The following is a 20,627-nucleotide window of genomic DNA, read 5'->3' as shown; positions in this document are numbered from 1 at the left end:
CATCATTTTACGCAAATGTATATAACAAATCAAATTAATTGTTACATAAGTTATAGACAGGTGTGATTTTATTTGATATTATGTAACGTAGTTGCATATATGTTATATATTTTTGTGGAAAAGAGTGATGACCATGATCGAATTAAATTCACTAACGAAGAAATATTCCAACGGCAAAGGGATATTTAATGTAAGTTTTCAGGTGAAAAATGGAGAGGTGTTTGGATTTTTAGGTCCTAACGGAGCAGGAAAAACAACAACAATACGTCACTTAATGGGGTTTGTTAACTCAACAAATGGTAGTGCCTCTATAAGTGGATTAGATTGCTGGACAGACGCAGCAAAAATTCAACGGCAGCTAGGTTATGTACCTGGGGAAATTGCTTTTTTCAATCATCTGACAGGCATGCAGTTTCTCAAATTCATTTCAGACATGCGTGGCATCGATAATAAGAAGCTTCAAGACAGTCTCATTGAACGATTCGAGTTAGATAGTGGTCGAAAAATTCGCAAGATGTCCAAGGGAATGAAACAAAAAGTAGGATTGATTGCGGCATTTATGCATGATCCGGCAGTCATCATTCTTGATGAACCTACGAGCGGTCTGGATCCACTGATGCAAAGAAAGTTTGTAGAGCTTATCAATGAAGAACGGAATCGCGGGAAAACCATTCTCATGTCCTCCCATCTATTTGGTGAAGTCGATCAATCGTGTGAAAGAGTGGCGATTATTCGTGAAGGCAAAATTGTCGCCGTAGAGGATATAACCACTTTGAAAGCTTCCCTAAAAAAAAGGTTCTTTATTACATTTGAACATAAAAGAGATATAGAAAAAGTTAAAATGAGCGGTTTGGATTATACCGTTTCTGATGTTAACAAGGTGGAAATTGTGATTAACGGCAACTATAACGAGATGCTAAAAGCATTGGCAAATTGCAATGTTACCAGTATCGATGCTTCCACTCAAACACTTGAGGAAATATTTATGCGTTATTACGGTAAGGAGGGAAATTAACATGTCATTCACCTTATTTAAAGCAGATGTGAAAGCGAATCGGTTTATTTGGCTGCTGATCACGATCATTTATTCCTTTTACGCGGTTATTATAGTATCAATGTTTGATCCGGAAAATGCGGATACAATGGCAGAGATGATGGAAATGATGCCACAAGAACTTCTTGATGCAGGTGGTATTACATTTGGTAGCACACTTCTAACCCATATTTCAGGTTTTTTGTATTCGATGTTGTTATATTTATTCCCGTTAATTATCACGGTTATTGTCAATCATCAGCTCATTGCGAGTCATGTAGATAAGGGAAGTATGGCTTATTTACTCTCTACGTCTAATTCACGAACTAAAATTGCAGTAACACAGGCAATGTTTAGCATTCTTTCCATTACACTGGTATTTACGGTTATTACTATTGTTCAAATCATTGTCTCTGTGTCGATGTTTCCAGGCGAACTGGAGGTAGGACAGTTTATTTTGCTCAACGTCTACGCGATGCTGCTCTACTATGCAATAAGCGGAATTTGCTTTTTTGCTTCCTGTACATCCAATGAAGCAAGATACAGCTTAGGACTTGGTGCAGGACTACCCATTGCTTTTATTGTGCTAGAGATGCTTGGAAATACCGGGGAAAACGTTAGTTGGCTTGGCAACTTATCCATTTTTGCACTGTTTGATCCAGATCGATTATTTGCCGGAGATACCTTCGCTTATATTGGGATGACCGTTCTAGGATCAATTGCAGTGGTGCTCTATGCTGGAGGTATTGCATTGTTCAAAAAGCGTGATTTACCTTTGTAAATAATTAACTCAACTTTCGGAGCTGAAAATCACAGGTAAACCCTTATAAAATTAGGATTTGTAGCAGATTTTTTGTCCAAAAAAGCAAAAAACACCCTGTTCTTTGGTAAAATAAAGGCACCACACCAAAACCAAAGAAAGGATGTTTTCTGTGGTTTCAATGATACCAAATTCTGATCAAGGTAACCAGCAACAATCTCGCGTGACGCACTTTTTCAAACAGGCTAAAATTGGTACGTTTTTGCACCAATCCAATATCCATAAAGAAAAAGGATTTTCTGCCCTCGTTCTTGTACAATTTATCTTTTCCCTCGTTCTGCAAGGGAAGAATCTTTATCGGACGCTCGAGTCCGGCCGCCTTCCGGATGCGCCGGAAAAGGATGCCGTGTACGACTTGATGAAACGCGCAACGTATAACTGGCGGAATTTTCTCGTCTTGGTGAGCGCGCATCTCATAGAGACCTATCTCCAACCGTTGACGGATCGCGATGGTGTGTTGATCGTCGATGATTCGAGCTATGACCGTAATCGCAGTAAAGCCGTCGAACTCCTATCACGTGTCAAAGACCACAGCACAGGCGCCTACTTTAAAGGTTTTCGCATGCTTACGCTTGGTTGGTCGGATGGTGCGACGTTTCTGCCCTTGGCTTTTTCATTGCTAAGTTCGAGAAATGAAAAAAACCGTTTCCAGGAGGTGAATCCGAACATCGACAAACGAACGGTGGATTACCGCCGCCGACAAGAAGCACTGCAGAAAGGGACGGAAACGTTGTTCACCTTGCTGGATGACATCAATCCTGTGAAGCTTGGCGCTAAAACGCTCCTATTCGATAGTTGGTTTGCCTACCCTTCGATCATCAAACGAGTGGTCACCCAGTATCCCCTGGATGTCGTATGTATGATCAAGCGATCCCCCAAGATTCACTATACCTACGAAGGGGAATCCTATACGTTGAACCAGCTTTACCAAAACGTGCGCAAGAAACGAGGCCGGGCAAAAATCCTTGCTTCCATTCTTGTTGGTCTAGGTTCGGATGAACATGGGCAAGAGATTCAAGCTCGCATCATTTTTGTTCGTGATCGTAACCGTTCGAAACAGTGGTTAGCCATTCTCACGACGAACCTGGATCATACCGAAGAAGATGCTGTTCGCATTTATGGTAAACGCTGGGGCCATTGAATGCTTTTTCAAAGTGACCAAATCTCACTTGAGATTGGCCAAAGAATTCCAATGCCGCAGTTATGATGCGTTAACTGCGCACACATCAATTGTTTTTCTCCGCTACATGATGCTCGCTGTGAGCTCGCGGGAGGAAGAAGATCCTCGCACGATTGGTCAGCTGTTTTTCATGTGTTGTGATGAGATAGAGGATCTTCGATTTTCTGAAGCCCTTTTGATGATCCTTGATGTTTTAGGCTCGATGCTGGCGGAAGAACACTTGCTCACGGACGAGCAAATTCAGCCGTTTTTGGATCGCTTGTTTGATAACTTGCCGGAATTTTTGCGAAAACCGTTACTTTCTCGAGGGTGAATTAGTCTTAAATCCCTTTATATCAGTGGTTTACGAGTGTTAGTCATGTCCGAAAGTTGAGTAATTAAGTGGAAGCATAAAGAGGGAATGAACCTCTACTGTGTTATAACTTGACGTTTGCAATAATAATTAATGAAAAAACAGCCTTAACCCGTTGCCAGATAAGGGTTTAAGGCAATGATTGCATCCAACTATTTATCAATGATTTAGAATCCAGCGAGGATCTAAGTGCCAAGACTTTAACGCAGTATGCAAGTGACTTACGACATTTAGCCAATTGGTATGAGCATAGCTGGCATCGTCACCAGGAAGAAGAAATTCATTTCGTGCCTAATGAGATAACGACGCCGACTTTGATCCACTACTGAGAATACATGCAAAAGGTTCGTTCCTTAAAACCGAAGACCATTAATCGAAGACTAAACACACTGAAACGTTTTTTTGAATGGACAGTACAAATGCAGATGGTCTCTCTTGATGTGGCTAAGCATTTAAAACTTGTTCCCGAAGAAACCACAAGTCCTCGTCACATGACCGATCATCAAATAAATTTGATTTATTGCTTCCCATTTCTTCAGCCATCGTGTGTAATTAGCGAGAAATTTTTATTCAACATAATTTCCCGTTAGTATTGCGGAACACCTTTTTGTAACAAATGCAACTTCTATTCCCAAACATTCTGAATTGGGAAATGTGTGAACATTTTTCTCAAAACACTTGATATGTCATGTTAAATTAAAAGCACCAACACACTGAAAGTGTTCGTGTGTCAGTATTTTTATTGGTGCTGTCGATAAACCAATTAAACAATACGGATATAGAATTCATTCAATCATTCGTTTTGCTTTTTTGCTGCTTCATCAATTACCTCTTGAGCATCTTCAAAAGATATCGTTGAAACAACCTTTTGCAATACATCATCTAACAACTGTAAATCTTTGATTGACCGCACCTGTTTTTGTATTAAATCCGTAGTTGAGCCAAACCTTGCATCCAAAAAAGTTAAAATGGAATCTTGTTTCTCTTTCTCCATCCCTCTTCGTTCATAATACGTCAGTAATTCTACAACTTTCGCCTCCTCAACGAGATTTAAAACCGTTACCTCCTTTCCTTATGGCAACTGATAAAACTGCAATGCTTCAACTTTCCATGTCTCATCCGATAAAACCATATCCATGTCCAATATGGAATAGGTGCTCGTATTAACCCCATCCAAACGAATGGCATTATCAAAATGAACCACAATGGCTTGCTGATCGTCTGTAGACGGCCCGTAATAAACATCGACATCATCAACGCTTGACTGCACAGCCTCCATATCGTCATATCCCATCTCCGGTTCTTCAAACTGTAATTCATCTAGTACACGAACATCCGCATACGGTTCAACGTTTTCACAAACGGGTTGCCCCTCATACGTAAAATACGCTTCTACAAAACGTTCCGCCGCCACCCCTGCTTGCCCGTGATATGCATGCTCCCTTTCTTCATCCTGGACCTGTTCCAACGCTTGTTGTAAGGCTTGTGATTCATTTTTAACATGTGAATTTTCTAAAAACAAATAGCCGCCGACAAACCCCAAAACAAGCACCGCTACCATCATTTTTTTCATGATGGATTCTCCTTCCTTATCCGTCATTGATTCCTTGACGAAACCCTATAAATCTAAAATCTCTGCAGGATCTTCTTTTTCATCATTCGTCGCTTCTGGTTCTGTATGATGTTCCAAGTGCAAATGGGGGCCTGTCGAATCCCCCGTCGATCCACATTCGCCAATCTGATCCCCTTGCTGCACCTCATCGCCTTCACTCACATAGAGGCTACTCAAGTGACCATACACGCTATATTCATCACTCCCGTGCTGAAGTTTGATATTGTTTCCGAGTCCCGTATTTTGCTGAACGGCGGTTTGAACTGTGCCATCTGCCACGGCATAAATAGCATCGCCCATGTTACAACCAAAATCCGTGCCTGCATGTAACCGTGGTTCATTATGAATGGGATGGTCACGCATCCCAAATTCTGATGTCACATTTACTTGTTCAACAGGCATATCCCAATCGCCATCGCCTGATTCTTGCTCGGTTTCCTCGCAATCCTCTAAATACTGCATGACATGCTCCACATAATCTTCATCCCCGTAATTATCCCACCCTAACTCCGACGCTTGTTGTTCGCCAAATTCATAGGCCACATCTCGACTATGCTCACCATCATGATTGTCCTGCACATAGTCGATGTAGCCGCCACCCATGTTATAGCCCTGCATAGCCAGTTCCGTGTCACCGTTTGCTTGTTCATACATATCCGCATAGTAAGAGACCCCTTGCTCAATCGACTGTTCAGGACTATTAATGGTATTTACGGGATCACCCATTGACTCTGACGACTGCATCACATCCGCTAGTTGCCCTCCTGATTCCTGCATCGTCATCGCCATAAGAATATCCACCTGATCATCGATCCCGTTTTCCCCCGCATAACGTTCAAAATGAGGCTCATAACGTTCCACATCCTCATTCACTTGGTTGCCTTCACAAACCAAATCTTGCTCGTCGGTTACCCCATCGCCTTCATTTTCTTGTGTGATCAAAAACGACCCCATCATCATCACTAAAGTACCAACCACCATCAAAACAAAACATACAACCCCAAAAACACCAACAATCAGGCCATTGATCCCTTTCAATGTATCACCACCAAAAAAGGAATGCCCGCAAGCATCCCTTAACGATTGTCCTTTTTATCAACGGGTTTTATTTCCTTTTCTACCTTTTCATCCTTTCTCTCTTGCGGGGTCCGTTTCGGGTGGTCATTTCCCTTTCGGCTTTGATTTTTCTTCGGCGAAGGTTGCCCTCGTTTTTCCTTTGGGTTCATGTTCACATGATGTTTCGATGAATGATCCATCCGGCGCTCTGATGAATCGGATCGACGCTTATATTTCCTTTTCGTTAACCCATTTTTGTTCTGTTTCTTGCTATCAAGACGTGACGCTTCTTTCGGTGCATTCCGTTTCTTCTCTTCGCCTCGTTTTTCCTTTTGGTTTACATCCGCATGATCCTTCGATGAACGTTTCTTCGGACGATCTTCTAAATCAGACCGACGCTTATGTCTCCTTTTCGTTGACCCATCTTTGTTCCGTTTCTTGTTATCGGGACGAAACCCTTCTTTCGACGCATCGCTTTTCCTCTCGTCGCCTCGTTTTTCCTTTTTCTTCTGTTTTTTCTCTTTCTGATCCGTTTGCGGGCGACGTTCTTCTGGTTGATGATATTGACGATTAGACGGTTGATCGCCTTCTAAACGTTGATCCTTTTGAGAAGCCCGTTGCTCTTGGCCTTGCGTATGCATGGTTTCTTGGCTGGCTTCCGCCTTCGACGATGAACGGGGCGTAGGCCTTTCCGTTGATGGTTGGCGCATTCGATTCATTTTATGGATCATCATTCCCGCGGTCGGATTAAATGCGGACGCCGTCTTTCCGACTTTATCCATCGCAGGGTTGACCATGCGTTGATTCACTTGATTCATAAATTGGCCGTCCAACGACTGCACACGTCCGGCCGTGATCAATTTCACCAAAGCGTCTCGCTTTTTCATGAGAAGAATAAGCAAGAATATCAACACCGTGACATTCGCCAAATACAACCCAAAGGTATCCGGCGGTACCATGGTTTCCACGACAAACGTCAAAACATAGACAAACGCGACGATCAGCCCCAACATGGCTTTCACTAAAAATACCGTCAACAATTTAAAAAAGGTTTTAAAACCGCTATACGCAAAGTGTGGAATATACGACAGGATCAAGGAAAACGGAAGGAAAAAGGCTAAGGCTAACGCGATCAACTGCAACAAAAAATTTAAAAAGCCCAAAACCGTAAATGGAATGCCAAGAAAAAGGGCGACCAGTAAACCAATCAGCACTTGACCCAGCTGGGTAAAGACGGCCCCTGAACCCATCGACAGATTCTCGTTTTGATCCACCTCTTCCTCCTCGACATATTGTTGCTTTAAGGCCTGCCCATCTTCCGTGGAATCAAACGCTAAAAGTCGATCAAAACGATTATACTGGCTGCCGCCATAGTCTTCTGTATCTACCGCATCATTTTCATTAACTGCATCTTCGCTCGTTTCACCATAATTAACGATCATATAGGGGCGTTTTATCGCCAGTTCAAAATAGACATTACGCATCATCGCAATTGTGCCATCCATCGGGTCTTCCACATCAATGTAACCGGACTGATCATACACCCCATCGCCATCAACCATATGAAACATCCCACTGCCGGCGTCAATCAAGTGCCCTTGCATCTCTAAAGACAGCGCATTAAACGTCTGCATAAAAAAGCCACTGTTCAACATCCAAAACCCAGCAAAGATCAACACACCGATAAATAACATAAAACGACGGATGGCTTCTCGAAAGGATGCCTTTGTGACAATCACAAACGTGATATATCCCATCGCGATAAGAAACAATAATTGACCAAAGCGTTCCTGTAAGGTGTCATAAATGGATTGGGAGATTAGATTAATCGCCCCTGCAAATCGTTCAATCGGATTAAGCGAAAATAATTCATCCAAAACCGTGTCCACGAGTAAGACCACATGCCCTGAAAACGTCATGACAGCGTTACTTATACTTACAAAAATGCCCATGATGTTTTCATCGTTCGATTCATTGTTGACCCTATAGGATTCCATAGGGAAACGTTCACTTTCCACCTCCACACCGCCTTCTTCGACCGTGTCGGGAGGATTCATCACGTCATCGGCATCTTCATCACTCTCAAACAATCCGGGGATAAAAGCCATCCCCACCGAGGGAAAAAGCAAAAAGATCCCCATGATAAGCATGAGGACCACGCGTCTTTTCGACCACACCCCAATCCCTCCCTTCTTCATCCAACCGTGTTCATCAATGAACGTCGTCCATCACCTTCGTTCCGTCGTTTTCCGTACATACGCGATACACACGGTCACGATCACAGTATTTAAAACCAATCACTTAAAAAAGAGCCACGTGGACCGTGACTCTTCTCGCTATAAATATTTTTCTTCAGCGGATGCAACAGCTGAGGCTTCCACCGTTTCAAAGGCCGAAGTCCATTCATCAAACAAACATTCCACACTCATTTTCGCTGTTCGACCATAATAATCTTTCATCAAACATTGCCCTTGGTACATGTCCTCAAGCATCTCAATATTTTCTTCCGTGGCCTCCATATTCATCCATGTTAAAACGTCGGGACGTTCGTTGGGTTCGTCAAAGGCAAAGGCCACCCCATAGTTCCCACTTTCTTCTTCTCGTAGGGCATCCTTGGTGCTTTGAGAGATGAAGAACAAGGCATTATTGTAACTTCGCCCCACTCGTCGCATTTGCTTTTCCACTTTCCGCCCCGTGGCATTCGCTGTGATCATCCATGCCTCATCCATAAACTCGGCCGTTCGTTCTTCTTTCGTTTTCCCAAAGAGTTCACAATACTTTCCCAGGGCATACATCACCGCACTGGATTTTAATTGCGCATTCGTATAACTTTCGATACTGTCGGTGGCTTCCGGTAAATCTAAATTCTCAATTTCAACAATACTGATTCGTTTATCAAGGGATAACGCATCGTTTGACCCATCATGCACACATAATTTCATGACGGAATCAGCCGTCACTTCCGCTAAAAATGCCCCGGCCTTTCGCACCGCCGGTTCCTCATGGGCGGTTAATGCTTCAATCACGTGTGTTGTTCCAACTTGATAGCCTTTCTCTTTTTGTTCAATGACCGTCGTAATCGCTTTTAAGAACGCCGTATGAACATCATCTTTGCCCTTAAAGCTATACACTTGCGACACAATCATTTCTACCATTTCTTTCGCCTGCATCGGTGGCAAAAAAGAAATGGGATCTAACGCACCCCAATTTTCTTCGTCTTCCGCATCAAGCGTAATAAAGTGGAACGTTTTCAAATGCTCCACAAATAAAGGAAAATCTTTTTTCACGTCGGGATGGATCATCGCTTTCCGTATCCATTTTCGTAACTCTTTTTTCGGGTCAATATATAAACATTTCACATCCATCATCGTGATATAGAGAAACAGCAACTTTGCCAAAAACGATTTTCCATTGCCGGTATCGCCTGTGATCAGCACATGGGGGGATCTCGTTTTCGAGCCCTTGACTTGTTGATTCGCTAAAAACGGATGAAAAAAGATCGGGTCTCGACTCGACTGAATCGCTGCTGCCAAATCGGTATGCTTGTCAAACCGGTCAATCCATCCAATAAAGTATCCGACCTTTGAACCGACATCCGCATTTACCGCAAAAAAGTTTTCCGCTAACCCATCCTGGGTGGTTTTTTGGAGCCAATTCCGATGGGTTAAATCGAGACGTTTGCCGGGCAAACTTTGATAGAACAATAGAAGTTGATCCGCCACAGGCACACGACAAATCATCCCTGCCGATTTCATATGGCGTTTAACGGCTTTGGCACGATTCAAACAGGCTTTTTTGGTTTTTCCATCCACAATCAGGACGGCGATCCAATTGATCATATGAACGTCGTCTTTTTTAATCTCATCCTGGAGCTGCCGCACTAAATAATCACTGGTGGCGACCGATGCATCCGTTTCATCGCCAATCCGATTTTGCTCTTTAGCGGATTCTCGCAATTGTTGTTTTTTGAGATTGACATTCGTTTTTGTTTTGGTTTTACTTTCCACTTGCGCTTTGATATCGATCTCAACGGGAAACGGAAGGGATTGGGCTTCATAAAACAATTCACTCCCGGCCATGTTATGGTGGTATTCATCCACCACCACAAACGAGATGTACCCGTCATCTTCATCACTATGAAGGTGAAGCACCGATGGCGTTGTCGGATCAATCATAGTATTGGTAATGGCTTCCGGCGACGCATGATCCATTTCTTCCGATACGTCATGATCTAACCCCCGCATAAAATGAAAGCGGTTCACATAAATCAATTCACGCTCGGTTAGTTTTACGCCCCCAACCATGGCAACCACATTCGCTAACTCGCCTTCGGCTTCCCGAAATTGCTCAAAAAAGGAAGCAGACACGTGCTGCTCCCACCCTAATAGATTGACAATCGTATCCGTCACACCCGAAAAAAGCGAGAACACATTTTCTTTTAATTCGGCGTCCACGTTGATTCGTTCCATTTTCAATCGAACGCCTAAAATGAAATCATTTTTGGTGAGTCGCCCCAACCGTTGTTCCAACAAGTTGAGCGTTTCATCCATGTAATACGTCGCCATCGCTTCTGCATCCATGGCAACATCTTGGTACAGGTCCTCCAATCGTTCGTTTAAGCGAAACTCCTGCGGATACATCATAAAGTGAACATCCTGATAATCCGTTAATTCTTCCAGGCATTGCTTCCAATTCTTTTTATAACTATCCACGACTTTTTCATTCTGCTTGGGAATCGATGTGCTTTGAATACGATAGAACGCCCACACGTCGCCCGTACTCGTTAACAATAAATTCCCCATCATCGTTTTGATCGGTGTTTTTAATACGCCCATGTTTCTTTCTCCCCACTTTCACACATTGACGAAATTGAATTCTTGCATCCTTCATCCATGCCACGGGCCGATCATGGCAAAGCCGTTTGTTCGGGAGTTTCACGCTGACCAAATACTTGACAAAATCATAGATGTAGAGATAAATGTTTTTCCCATCGGGCTGTATTTTTTTCACTAACGCCGTTAACATAAGGGGAATCCCAATCAGAAAGATGACAAATGTCCATTCCAATGCAAACGGAAAAACCGTATGGATGCCATAAAGCACACCGGCTGTCATGGCCATAAAAATTAAAAAGTTCATCGCAGGGATGAACTCAATCGAAAATGGCAACGAATAGTTTTCCGTGATTTGTTGGATTTTTTTCGGTTCTCGCAAGGCCTGCCGATAGTTAAAAATCACGCGCATCAAAGCCCCCCTCATCCAATCATCCATTCAACCAACGCTACAAAACGAAAGATGGGAATGATAGTGTTCATAACACCTACAAGAGATCAATTAATGCCTCCACCCATTCCGTCACTTGATCCCAATTTTGCACCACAAACGTCACAACCGCTGCAAAGATACAAGCCGAAACCACGGCACCGACCCGAAATTTGGCCAGATGCTTCGTCACCAAAAAAATCACAATTAAGGTGATGACTTGCGTTACAATATTCAAACCCCAATTTTCAACCGCCGACAAATCAGGCAAGTTGGCTTGCCCTACAATCGTGATCCATGCCATCATGTCCATGAGCCTCCCCTCCTACTCATAATCCATTTGCGTCACCATATAGTTTCCGTTCATGTCTTCCAAATAAAGATTAACGTCAAAGGCATACGCAAGGTCTGTCACTTCTTCGACCATCTGAACCTCTGTATGGACCAAAAAGCCATCCGTTTGTTGCTCCATCGTTTCATTTGCCATGCCTTCATAAACAAAAGCCCCGTTTAAACTTTCCGGGTCCCTCATCATATACGTTAAATCGTTTTCGTCCCCCGAGGCATATTCCTCAAAAAAATCATCCAGAAAGGCAAGAATCGCTTCCTGTTCATCCCCCACATACGCATCCATGTTTCTTTCTTCATCTTCAAGCGTGATCGAAGAAGCACCCAAATCATACACTTGCGTAAAATACGGTTCCCCCGTCACTGCATATTGCCCATCTGCTTCAGCCAGTGGGACGTGAAGGAGCAGGGTCTTTTCTTCGCTTTCATCGTCGTATTCATTGATATAAGTGACCTCATATTGAAAAACGCCGCCATCATCCGTCTCGTCAACATGAAACAACGCTGCATGTTCGAGTCGTCGTTCCCCGTCCATATCCACGTCATACATATCCCATTCATCATCCGTTTCCATCGAAGCCATAAAGGGCTCTAATGCGCCCTGCCGTTCCTCTAACGCTTCCGAATCATCCCTCACATTGATATACGCTTCCACAAAATCGCTTAAAAAGGCATCCGCCGTAACAACATCCATGTCCGAATCTTCTTCTTCTGGTTCTTGATCATCATCAACGACCGCCGCACGTAGATCATTGAACGTAGAACGGGTATGCATCGAAAGCATCACGGCAAGCATCGAGAAAAATAATAATCCGCCAATGAGCATCCAAACGGCGATCGCTGTCCGTCTCGACGTATCTTTTTTGATGGTTGATTTTTCTTTTGGCGGCCGATGAATGCTTGCTTTCCGCCGTTTCATCCGCTCCCATACATGTTTGAATGACGCTTTCAACCCTTCATCCCCTCTCTTTTTCCGGCCAATAGAAAAAGGATGTTACGCTTCGTAACACCCTTGTTGGCGACGCCTATTCCATATACCTTTTTTCCTACCGTTAATGGGTTTTCGGTACATTGGTTAGTCATAAACAATCACTCGTTTGCTTGTTCGAGGGAGACAAATTCGACATATTGCGGTTGTTCTTCGCCATCTTCGGGCGGGTCCACATGTTCTGTCGTGATAAACACAAGTCGAATGGTCTCCAACACATCATCCACCATGCATCGAACATCAATGACAAACTGTTCATAAAGATGTTTGACCATCGAAAGCACATGTTCTTTCATGCGTTCAACGATTTCTTCTGTTGCATCCACCATGCCGACATCATCCAACGCCTTTTCTAAATAGGAACGATTCAACAATGCCACTTGTTTCATTTCATCATCGCCCTCCATTTCTTCTCTTTCATCTGCTCTTTTTTCAAGGACTGCCTGATATTCCAAAGGAACAATAAACAGATCAAAGATGCCTACATAGTCGATAGACATAGGCTCTCCATGCTTTGTATAGGCCTCCCTATCTCTCACCGCAAACAGGACCACATCTAATGATAGAACCCCTTCTTCATCAAACCCTAAATCACGTAAGCCATGATAAAAAGGCACGCGAATCATGAATGGTTCCCCATAACGAATACAATGATTCTCTGCTTCATCAACCATCGCTCGTTCAATGTTTCTTATATCCACGTCAACATTTAAATGCGTCAAACCTCTACGAACAAAATCTAAATTTCTAATCATAAGGAATATAACCACCAACCCTGTAATTGCGTTCCTCATGGTTAATGGACAATTTCAAAAATCCCATGAGACGTGACAAGAAAACCCCCATTCAATTCAAGGTCACGTCCAAAAGCTTTATAGTCAATATAGCCTTGCAGTTGGCCGGGGATTTCGCCCAATATCCCTGTTTCTTCAATCAGGTAGATGGCTACATCCTCCATATCGTTACAGTCGGGATAATAAATAATATCGTCTTGTCGCTCCATCAGTTCCTCAAAGCTACCAAAATAATCCTGGAGTTCTCTGATCGCCCCTGCCATCGGCGTCCCACTTAATTCTTCCGCCATTTCACATAGACGGTTGACTTCCTCAATCGGAGTATATTCGCCAATATCAAATGGAAGTTCATAATCGTGAATCGCATATTCTTCATACGTGCCATTCAAACCGATGCGTTCTTGGACGTACTCCATATGAATCGGCGGGGTAAACCACGCGCCCACCGATTCCCCCTCGTTATATTTTCCAAGATTCACAATGAACACATGCATGTCCATCTTTTTTCACATCCTTTCCTAAGACAAAACAAATTCCTATCGTTCGGGCAAACCTTTCATTCCTGTAAAATCTTGGACGCTGTCCAAACCTGCAAGCTGAGCCAGCTTGACCGCCATTTTTTTACCCCCAACCCCCGATTGCAATCGGGGGCTCCCTCGCCGGGCGGCAAGGAAGAAAAAGTGTTTTCTTCCAAAGCCAAGAGGGTGTCAAGCCTCATTCCTGTCAACTCCTTAATGCTCCCGCTACAAGCGGTCCGCTTACCGTTGACAGGATACCTATATGGAAGCGAATGAACGTTATGGGTGTTGAATCCAAACAAAAAAGCCTCCTTGTTCAAAGGAAGGCTTTTTCGCGTATCATCATGTCGTCAATGTCCGTCACCAAAACATCCAGCATTTTTTCTTGACGCTTGCCCATGTCGGAAAAATGGATCATATCCATCAAATCGTTCGTGCCTAATATCCGGTCTTTTTCCCACACCATTTTCATGGTCGGTGCGCAATAATTCTTCATCCAATTCAAGCTTTTTTCGTAAAAGTCTTGAGCCGGTTCCACAAAGAGGCGTAAGTGCCCAAAGTCCTCGACAAACGTTTGCCAAAACAGGCTCGTATCCCAATAGCGCCGGTGCACATCCCTGGCCTCTACAAAACGAAGATAGTTGTTGATGACTTCCATGGCGACGCCTTTAAAATCTTGGCGATCAACTAAATGGCGAATCGCTTCTTGGGCTCGCTGATCTTTCATGCGAATTTCATAGCGATTCCAGTCCCCGAAATCTTCTAAGGGAAGGTTCCATTTTTCCGCCTGTTCGTAATTTTTTTCATAAAAGCAGATGTGGACATCCGATTTACGGGAACCAAAATATATGGTGTGGCCGCCGCGCTGCCAATCCTTCGCATTGACACTGGAATGAAAGCGAATCTTTTTAAACCGTGTCGTACATTCCTGTTGTTCGATTTTGTCACGAATCTTCAGGAGGGAAAAATACGGTTTGTGATCGTCAATGGCGATATCCAGACGGGTAAAGGTGCCGCCGTTTTGAAGGCATTGCTGGAGAAAATCAAACCACGTTTTCTTCATGCCCTTTAAAAACGTTTCATACTGCCGGCAGCCTTGGCCGCTCAATTCAATTAAGGTTCCTTTCGCGTCGCCGGGAACGGAATAGAGCACGCGGATAAAATCCAGGGCATAGGTGCCGACATACCCGTAGAACGCTCGCTCTTCATGAATCATAAACGCTTTTTTGATGCCTAACACGTTTTGGATGATGCGATCCTCGTCCTGATGCTTGAATGACACCCGAAGATAGTCCACCATCGCTGTCAGCGGCTGTTCTTCGGCTTCTGTCATGCATCATCCCTCCTTTCGCGATATCATTTCTACCCCCCTGTAAGCAGGAGGGGGTAGGACCCTGCGGCGCTACGCGCCTCCGGGCGCCCCTTCATTCCGCTCGCGATCGCTACCGCTGGCGGCTACCGCCGCCAACGCTCGCTCCATTCCCGGGGCGGACGTCCCGATTTCCTTAAGAAAATCATACTCTTTCGGGACAAGCGGGGTATAAAATTCACTAATCACCGAGGTTCCGGTATCGGCATAGCCACGCCCCTTGATGTTCTTGAAAATGAAGCGTTTGTCGGTGTCGCCAAACATCATGCCATAGCCAGCTTCCGACATCCGACCCAAAGCAACACGAAAGTTAAACTGGTCGCGTATCCCATCGGCAAGATATTTGGCATCCGGGCGTTGGGCGGCAAGGATAAGGAAATAGCCCATCTGGCGCCCCAACATGATCACCTGCTTCATGTATTCGAGCGCCTTCATCTGTTCCATCCGATCAAGGGATTCCATGAAAGCGACATACTCATCGAACACAATAAAAACGGGCGGCAACCCTACATCGGCGTAGTTTCCTCCCGTTTGATAGTTCGGCATTTTTTTCATCTCTTCGGATCGTTTCATCATCGCATCCACGGATTCCCGCAATACTTTCATCATGGCGCTTGGCGTGTACAACACGGTGCCTTTCGGCATGACGTCCGCTAAATCAGCGAGGTCGGAACGTTTCGGATCAAGAATATAGACGACGGCTCCCGACTTGATTAAGCTATCGATCATCGTCAGAATAAAGTAGGTTTTTCCTCCACCGGTTCCGCCGGCGATTAACATATGAGGGAGCGAATCATACGCCCATTCGATGTGCTTCATCAGTTTCAAGGAACCATTTTCGGCTTTGACATCGTTGATCGAAATGCGATTTCTTCTTACATCGTAGAGGAATCGGTAGGAGATGTAGCCGTCTTCCAGTTCCCGCTCTCCCGTATCTGCATAAAAGCCGTTTTCGATGTCCTCTCCAAGGTTTAAATACTGTTTCTGGTGTTTGGTCATATCCATCGCTATCTTGATATGGATATAATTATCCTTGACGCGGTAGTAGGCTTTCGGAAAGTAGGTTACCTTGGTTTTCTGCTTTTTTCGATGATTCCACGGTATCTTTTTATCCATGTTTGCCGTCTCCATCATCCCATTGGAAATAAACATCCGAGCCAGTTTTTGTTTGTGAGACAGGCGTTTGTATCCATCGTAAAAGATCACGTAGGACAGACCGACCGCCAGTATCCCAACAACGATAGCAAGGAAGAAACCCACACTGATATTGAGCCAGTCCCAATCTCGAATGGCTTGATAGGTTGATAACTCCAACCATGGTCGCCCATGCATTATGGGGTCACGGAAGTAAATGCCTAACGTGAGGAAAAAGAACAGCCCAAAAAGAAGAAGACCGGTCCGTAATACAGCATGGCGCATATGGCGACGGATACGTCTTCCTCGATATTTCCATAACCGATCCTTGATGATAGACGTCACCTCTCAGTTTTCAACGACATACGAAATCCGATCATCGAGCATATCCCAAAATACAATCATGGTCTCTCCATTCCGATCGGTCATCCATTTGCCACACGGAAAAAGCGGATAATCTCGCACCTCGATTTGGTCCAAATAAAAATGGTCGCCGATCCATTCTAAGACGCGTTGTTCATGTTCTTCCCGGCAGCCTTCCATTCGTGATTCCGCCTTTCTGGGCAAACGAAAAGCGTGCCAGCTTTGATCAGCCAACACGCCTGGATGCTTTATTTTTTGTCGGTTCCTTCCGTGATCGATTCTTTCTTGGATGAAGAGGAAGCAACAGAAGTCATGCCACTGCCGGCATTCGCTTTAACAATATCTTCAACACGCGTCATCCAACGAATTTGGGCAAAATTGTTTTGCGCTTGCGCCATGCCAGTAATGAGCGGATGTTTCACTTCGACCGGCTCCATAAAATCAAACTCGATTTCTCCCACGTGTTCAGGTACTTCCACTTCGATTTCGGACCGTTGAACGGAAGACACCAATTTATACACGCGGCCTTCCAAAATATCGGTTCGTTGTTGGCGGACCCGGTCAAATTTATAACGATCCCGTTGATGCCCCACGAAACGCAATTCTCCAAAGGTCGCTGGATCTGCAAAAATGCCATTTTGATAACTCATTAAATGATCTCTCCTTTTCATAGAATAAAAACCGTTATACAGCCAGTTATAAATCAAATATTCGTTCGAATGGAGCATCACCCCCTTTAATGAAAGTAGCCACAGATATTCATCTCATTTGCGTTTAGAGACAATAACCTCTTCTTTGACTTGTCTTTTATTACATGAGGAAGAGTGATCATCTTGAATGCCTTTCCCTCTATCAAATCCCGGAGTTTCTTTCATGAGACGTTCATATTCACGCCATTTTCCTTCTGTAAAATTCATAGCAGTATTCATCCTCTTCTGACATAAAAAATTTCCCTGTAAAAAACCAGAGAATCAAAATGTATGGAAAAACCACTTTCAAGTATCCTAAAAGCTATCTATAAACTGGGCTGATTTTAAAATCTTCTATTACTACTCCACCGTTTTAATAACTTTACAATCACCTCTTCTTTTTGCTTATCCGTATAACCAGATGGGAAATATTGGTTTATTTGTTCTTTTTGGATCGTTATTTTCTCTTTTTGATTCGGCTTCTGTTCACTAAGAATTGAAAGAATCATATCCGTATCTAACTTATTCTCTTGGCTCATTTTCTTCATTCGTATCGCTTGAGACAAGGAAGGGGTGCATACTTCTGATTGCATCGTCTCGTAAAGAGTTTCTTGCTCATTTTCTCCTAAATACGACAATTCCACCGCTGGGGTAAACGCAATTTCTTTTTCATCGACCATTTCAAGAATTGGCGTAATTAGCTTCGTTAAACGAATATACCGCTGTATTTGATTTCTATTTTCTCCTAATTGTTCCCCTAGTATTTCATCCGCTCGTTTTTTTGTCTCAACTTGAGACACGTTTTCTTTAGAAAGTCGTCCTGTTTTCCTTTTTATCATTTCCAACTTCATCTTAAAGGCAAAAGCTTTTTCACTCGGCGCTATATTTTCCCTTTGCAAATTGCTATCCACCATAATAATGGTCGCCTCATCGTCCTCCATTTCACGAACAATACAAGGCATCGAAGAAATACCCGTAAGCTCACTAGCCTTTTTCCGTCGATGTCCTGAAATCATTTCATATCCACCTTCTCCCGTCGGTCGTACAAGCCCAGGAACAAGGACACCATATTGATCCACACTTTCTGCCATTTCCAGCATTTCTTCATCGACCTTGACTTTAAAAGGATGATTAGGAAAATGACTGATCTCCAATAATGGAATTTCCTCCACTTTTTCCGTTCGCACAGTTGAAAGATTGTCTGAATTCGGCATGCCCCACATCTCCTTTCATAAAAAAAGCCGATTGCTCTATTATGCAACCGGAAATAAAAATGTATATAAAAAGGAAATGCCCGTCATACAGGCATTTCCATAGCTTTATTAATCATCGATTTTCATACGAATGGCAGATCCAAGTCGAGAGCAACGCATACATCGATGTAATGATTTAACTTCTTTGTCAGGAAGCCATCCTCGTCTTCTTCAAACGTATAAAATTTCGTCGGATGCTGGAATGACAGTACTTTCACATATCCTTCCGACGTATCGAAACCACACACTCGATGTGTGTCGTCTGCGGAAACATATCCACGGGCTGAACTTCTTTCACATCATAGCCACCATCCGCGAGAATCCTGAGATCGCGGGCCAGCGTGGCCGGGTTGCAGGATGCGTATACGATGCGCTCAGGCTGCATTTCGATCATCGTTTGCAATAGTTTTTCGTCACAGCCTTTGCGCGGGGGGTCGACGACGATGACATCGGCTTGAATGCCAAGGGCTGCCCGCCACCAAGGTACGACTTCTTCGGCTTTCCCGACCGAGAATTCGACATTTGCTATCCCGTTCAGTTTTGCATTCTTGCGCGCGTCACGAATCGCCTCGCCAACGACTTCAACGCCGTATACCTTTTTAACTTCATCAGCCAAAAATAAAGAAATAGAACCGATACCGCAGTATGCGTCAATCACCGTTTCATTTCCGCGGAGTTCCGCATACTCGAGGACTTTTTGATACAACGCTTCCGTCTGTACCGGGTTCACTTGAAAAAAAGAACGTGGTGAGAGCGCGAAGCGCAGTTTGCCGATGCGTTCTTCAATATATGTTTCGCCCCAGAGGATTTCCGTGCGCTCGCCGTAAATGACATTCGTTTTTTTCGGATTGATGTTTTGCACGATGGAATGAATGCCGCTTACTTCCTGGCGGATATCTTCCACAATCTTCTTTTTATGAGGCAACTCCTCGCCGTTCGTGACGAGCATTACCATCACTTCTCCGCTCAAACGTCCGCTACGGGCGACGATATGGCGGATGACGCCGCGGCCGCTTGCTTCCTCGTAAGGCTTTATTTTATAACGTTTCATGATATTTTTCACGACTTGAATGGCCGCGTCATTTTGATCGCCTTGAATCAGGCAATGATCCATATCGACGATATGATGGGAGCGTTTGGCGTAAAAACCGGCGATGAGCTCACCGTCCCGCTCCGCCACCGGCACTTGCGCTTTATTTCGGTACGCCCATGGCTCGTCCATACCGATCGTTTCGTGCACGGGGATGTCGTCTCGTCCCATATACTTGTGCAGCGCGTTCACGACTTGTTCACGTTTTAAATGAAGCTGCGCATCCTGATTCATATGCTGGAGCTGGCAACCGCCGCACCAATGATAAATCGGGCAGGGCGGATCAACGCGTTGCTCACTCTCCACATGACGCTTCATTAAACGGCCAAAGCCATAGTTTTTCACCGTTTTTACGACTTTGACATCAGCCTCTTCGCCCGGCAGGGCATCCGGCACGAAAATCGGATAGCCATCGACTTTGGCGACACCCATCCCTTCATGGGTCAGGTCCAGAAAAGTAACATCGATCCGTTCATTTTTTTGCACAGGGGCGTTTGTCGGTTTTTTAGGCATGTTTTTATCCCTCTAACGTTGATTAATCGTAAATAAAGAAGCGGACGCCGGATGTACGGGGATACGGAAAACAGCTCCGTATTACACTTACTGTCCCACTCGGAGTAGCTATCATTCTTTTGAGATTTCAAATAGCTTTTTTGAACCCTCTCGGAGTGTCTTCGCTTCCGTCTGAGGGTTCAGATTGCTCTTCTGATCCCTCTCGGACCTTCTTCGCTTCCGTCTGAGGGTTCAGATTGCTCTTCTGATCCCT

At 44.2% G+C, this 20,627-nt stretch carries 21 protein-coding genes and 1 pseudogene; 4 read left to right on the top strand and 18 right to left on the bottom strand.

The features are described from left to right. Positions 1 to 133 precede the first annotated feature (133 nt). The 4 genes and pseudogenes from BLS58_RS11535 (at position 134) to BLS58_RS18410 (ending at position 3,714) form a co-directional block, all read left to right on the top strand. Positions 134 to 1,015: an ABC transporter ATP-binding protein gene (locus BLS58_RS11535; RefSeq protein ID WP_090398953.1), complete on the top strand. Its 882-nt coding sequence runs from the start codon at positions 134 to 136 to the stop codon at positions 1,013 to 1,015. 1 nt (position 1,016) lies between these two features. Next, a complete protein-coding gene (locus BLS58_RS11530) occupies positions 1,017 to 1,814 on the top strand; it encodes an ABC transporter permease subunit (protein WP_090398952.1) in 798 nt (265 codons plus the stop codon). A gap of 142 nt (positions 1,815 to 1,956) precedes the next feature. Further along, positions 1,957 to 3,346 (top strand): annotated as a pseudogene (locus BLS58_RS11525) (IS4 family transposase). A 185-nt stretch (positions 3,347 to 3,531) separates the two neighbouring features. After that, a complete protein-coding gene (locus BLS58_RS18410) occupies positions 3,532 to 3,714 on the top strand; it encodes a site-specific integrase (RefSeq protein WP_090399036.1) in 183 nt (60 codons plus the stop codon). 464 nt (positions 3,715 to 4,178) lie between these two features. Here the strand turns inward: BLS58_RS18410 and BLS58_RS11515 are convergent, their stop codons facing one another. The 18 genes from BLS58_RS11515 to rlmD form a co-directional block, all read right to left on the bottom strand. Further along, positions 4,179 to 4,379: a hypothetical protein gene (locus BLS58_RS11515; RefSeq protein WP_090398951.1), complete on the bottom strand. Its 201-nt coding sequence runs from the start codon at positions 4,377 to 4,379 to the stop codon at positions 4,179 to 4,181. 78 nt (positions 4,380 to 4,457) lie between these two features. Next, positions 4,458 to 4,958, bottom strand: a complete 501-nt coding sequence (locus tag BLS58_RS11510; RefSeq protein WP_090398950.1) for a hypothetical protein — start codon at positions 4,956 to 4,958, stop codon at positions 4,458 to 4,460. Positions 4,959 to 5,003: 45 nt separating this feature from the next. Continuing rightward, on the bottom strand, positions 5,004 to 6,035 hold the full coding sequence (locus BLS58_RS11505) for a lysozyme family protein (RefSeq protein WP_090398949.1): 1,032 nt from the start codon (positions 6,033 to 6,035) through the stop codon (positions 5,004 to 5,006). A 38-nt stretch (positions 6,036 to 6,073) separates the two neighbouring features. Continuing rightward, positions 6,074 to 8,230 (bottom strand): CD3337/EF1877 family mobilome membrane protein, encoded by a 2,157-nt coding sequence (locus BLS58_RS11500; RefSeq protein WP_090398948.1) that lies wholly within the window; start codon positions 8,228 to 8,230, stop codon positions 6,074 to 6,076. Positions 8,231 to 8,389: 159 nt separating this feature from the next. Continuing rightward, positions 8,390 to 10,888, bottom strand: a complete 2,499-nt coding sequence (locus tag BLS58_RS11495) for an ATP-binding protein (RefSeq protein WP_176764726.1) — start codon at positions 10,886 to 10,888, stop codon at positions 8,390 to 8,392. Beyond that, positions 10,773 to 11,297: a conjugal transfer protein gene (locus tag BLS58_RS11490; RefSeq protein ID WP_245723153.1), complete on the bottom strand. Its 525-nt coding sequence runs from the start codon at positions 11,295 to 11,297 to the stop codon at positions 10,773 to 10,775. Before BLS58_RS11490 ends, BLS58_RS11495 begins: the two co-directional genes overlap by 116 nt. Positions 11,298 to 11,373: 76 nt before the next feature. Further along, positions 11,374 to 11,628: a hypothetical protein gene (locus BLS58_RS11485; RefSeq protein ID WP_090398947.1), complete on the bottom strand. Its 255-nt coding sequence runs from the start codon at positions 11,626 to 11,628 to the stop codon at positions 11,374 to 11,376. 12 nt (positions 11,629 to 11,640) lie between these two features. Then, entirely contained in the window at positions 11,641 to 12,615 is a 975-nt protein-coding gene (locus BLS58_RS11480; RefSeq protein ID WP_090398946.1) for a conjugal transfer protein, read from the bottom strand. Positions 12,616 to 12,752: 137 nt separating this feature from the next. Further along, positions 12,753 to 13,406, bottom strand: coding sequence for a hypothetical protein (locus BLS58_RS11475; RefSeq protein ID WP_090398945.1), 654 nt, complete (start codon positions 13,404 to 13,406; stop codon positions 12,753 to 12,755). Between the two features lie 41 nt (positions 13,407 to 13,447). Continuing rightward, positions 13,448 to 13,945, bottom strand: coding sequence for an antirestriction protein ArdA (locus BLS58_RS11470; protein ID WP_090398944.1), 498 nt, complete (start codon positions 13,943 to 13,945; stop codon positions 13,448 to 13,450). Positions 13,946 to 14,279: 334 nt separating this feature from the next. Next, positions 14,280 to 15,296: a replication initiation factor domain-containing protein gene (locus tag BLS58_RS11465; RefSeq protein ID WP_245723152.1), complete on the bottom strand. Its 1,017-nt coding sequence runs from the start codon at positions 15,294 to 15,296 to the stop codon at positions 14,280 to 14,282. Between the two features lie 69 nt (positions 15,297 to 15,365). Next, positions 15,366 to 16,811: an FtsK/SpoIIIE domain-containing protein gene (locus tag BLS58_RS11460; protein WP_425433691.1), complete on the bottom strand. Its 1,446-nt coding sequence runs from the start codon at positions 16,809 to 16,811 to the stop codon at positions 15,366 to 15,368. Positions 16,812 to 16,814: 3 nt separating this feature from the next. After that, positions 16,815 to 17,009, bottom strand: a complete 195-nt coding sequence (locus BLS58_RS11455) for a hypothetical protein (protein ID WP_090398942.1) — start codon at positions 17,007 to 17,009, stop codon at positions 16,815 to 16,817. 68 nt (positions 17,010 to 17,077) lie between these two features. Then, positions 17,078 to 17,479 carry a DUF961 family protein gene (locus BLS58_RS11450; protein WP_176764725.1) on the bottom strand — a complete coding sequence of 134 codons (402 nt, stop codon included), beginning with the start codon at positions 17,477 to 17,479 and terminating at the stop codon, positions 17,078 to 17,080. Between the two features lie 114 nt (positions 17,480 to 17,593). Further along, positions 17,594 to 17,746: a hypothetical protein gene (locus BLS58_RS17580; RefSeq protein ID WP_176764724.1), complete on the bottom strand. Its 153-nt coding sequence runs from the start codon at positions 17,744 to 17,746 to the stop codon at positions 17,594 to 17,596. A gap of 116 nt (positions 17,747 to 17,862) precedes the next feature. After that, on the bottom strand, positions 17,863 to 18,732 hold the full coding sequence (locus tag BLS58_RS11445) for a ParB/RepB/Spo0J family partition protein (protein ID WP_245723151.1): 870 nt from the start codon (positions 18,730 to 18,732) through the stop codon (positions 17,863 to 17,865). A 122-nt stretch (positions 18,733 to 18,854) separates the two neighbouring features. Then, a complete protein-coding gene (locus BLS58_RS18185) occupies positions 18,855 to 18,989 on the bottom strand; it encodes a hypothetical protein (protein WP_281241007.1) in 135 nt (44 codons plus the stop codon). Further along, complete coding sequence (gene rlmD / locus BLS58_RS11440; RefSeq protein ID WP_090398939.1) at positions 18,986 to 20,374, bottom strand: 23S rRNA (uracil(1939)-C(5))-methyltransferase RlmD; 1,389 nt, start codon at positions 20,372 to 20,374, stop codon at positions 18,986 to 18,988. The genes BLS58_RS18185 and rlmD overlap by 4 nt, the downstream gene beginning before the upstream one ends. Between the last annotated feature and the right edge of the window lie 253 nt (positions 20,375 to 20,627).

Source organism: Natribacillus halophilus (genome assembly GCF_900100185.1).
Lineage (GTDB): Bacteria > Bacillota > Bacilli > Bacillales > Marinococcaceae > Natribacillus > Natribacillus halophilus.
Note: the sequence above shows the minus strand (reverse complement) of the source record. Positions and strands in the feature narration are given on the sequence as shown.

Coding starts and splice junctions, on each gene's coding strand:
- BLS58_RS11535 (WP_090398953.1), top strand. CDS start 134: ATGATCGAATTAAATTCACTAACGAAGAAATATTCCAACGGCAAAGGG.
- BLS58_RS11530 (WP_090398952.1), top strand. CDS start 1,017: ATGTCATTCACCTTATTTAAAGCAGATGTGAAAGCGAATCGGTTTATT.
- BLS58_RS11515 (WP_090398951.1), bottom strand. CDS start 4,379: ATGGAGAAAGAGAAACAAGATTCCATTTTAACTTTTTTGGATGCAAGG.
- BLS58_RS11510 (WP_090398950.1), bottom strand. CDS start 4,958: ATGAAAAAAATGATGGTAGCGGTGCTTGTTTTGGGGTTTGTCGGCGGC.
- BLS58_RS11495 (WP_176764726.1), bottom strand. CDS start 10,888: ATGGGCGTATTAAAAACACCGATCAAAACGATGATGGGGAATTTATTG.
- BLS58_RS11490 (WP_245723153.1), bottom strand. CDS start 11,297: ATGCGCGTGATTTTTAACTATCGGCAGGCCTTGCGAGAACCGAAAAAA.
- BLS58_RS11485 (WP_090398947.1), bottom strand. CDS start 11,628: ATGGACATGATGGCATGGATCACGATTGTAGGGCAAGCCAACTTGCCT.
- BLS58_RS11475 (WP_090398945.1), bottom strand. CDS start 13,406: ATGATTAGAAATTTAGATTTTGTTCGTAGAGGTTTGACGCATTTAAAT.
- BLS58_RS11470 (WP_090398944.1), bottom strand. CDS start 13,945: ATGGACATGCATGTGTTCATTGTGAATCTTGGAAAATATAACGAGGGG.
- BLS58_RS11465 (WP_245723152.1), bottom strand. CDS start 15,296: ATGACAGAAGCCGAAGAACAGCCGCTGACAGCGATGGTGGACTATCTT.
- BLS58_RS11455 (WP_090398942.1), bottom strand. CDS start 17,009: ATGGAAGGCTGCCGGGAAGAACATGAACAACGCGTCTTAGAATGGATC.
- BLS58_RS11450 (WP_176764725.1), bottom strand. CDS start 17,479: ATGAGTTATCAAAATGGCATTTTTGCAGATCCAGCGACCTTTGGAGAA.
- BLS58_RS17580 (WP_176764724.1), bottom strand. CDS start 17,746: ATGAATTTTACAGAAGGAAAATGGCGTGAATATGAACGTCTCATGAAA.
- BLS58_RS11445 (WP_245723151.1), bottom strand. CDS start 18,732: ATGCCGAATTCAGACAATCTTTCAACTGTGCGAACGGAAAAAGTGGAG.
- rlmD (WP_090398939.1), bottom strand. CDS start 20,374: ATGCCTAAAAAACCGACAAACGCCCCTGTGCAAAAAAATGAACGGATC.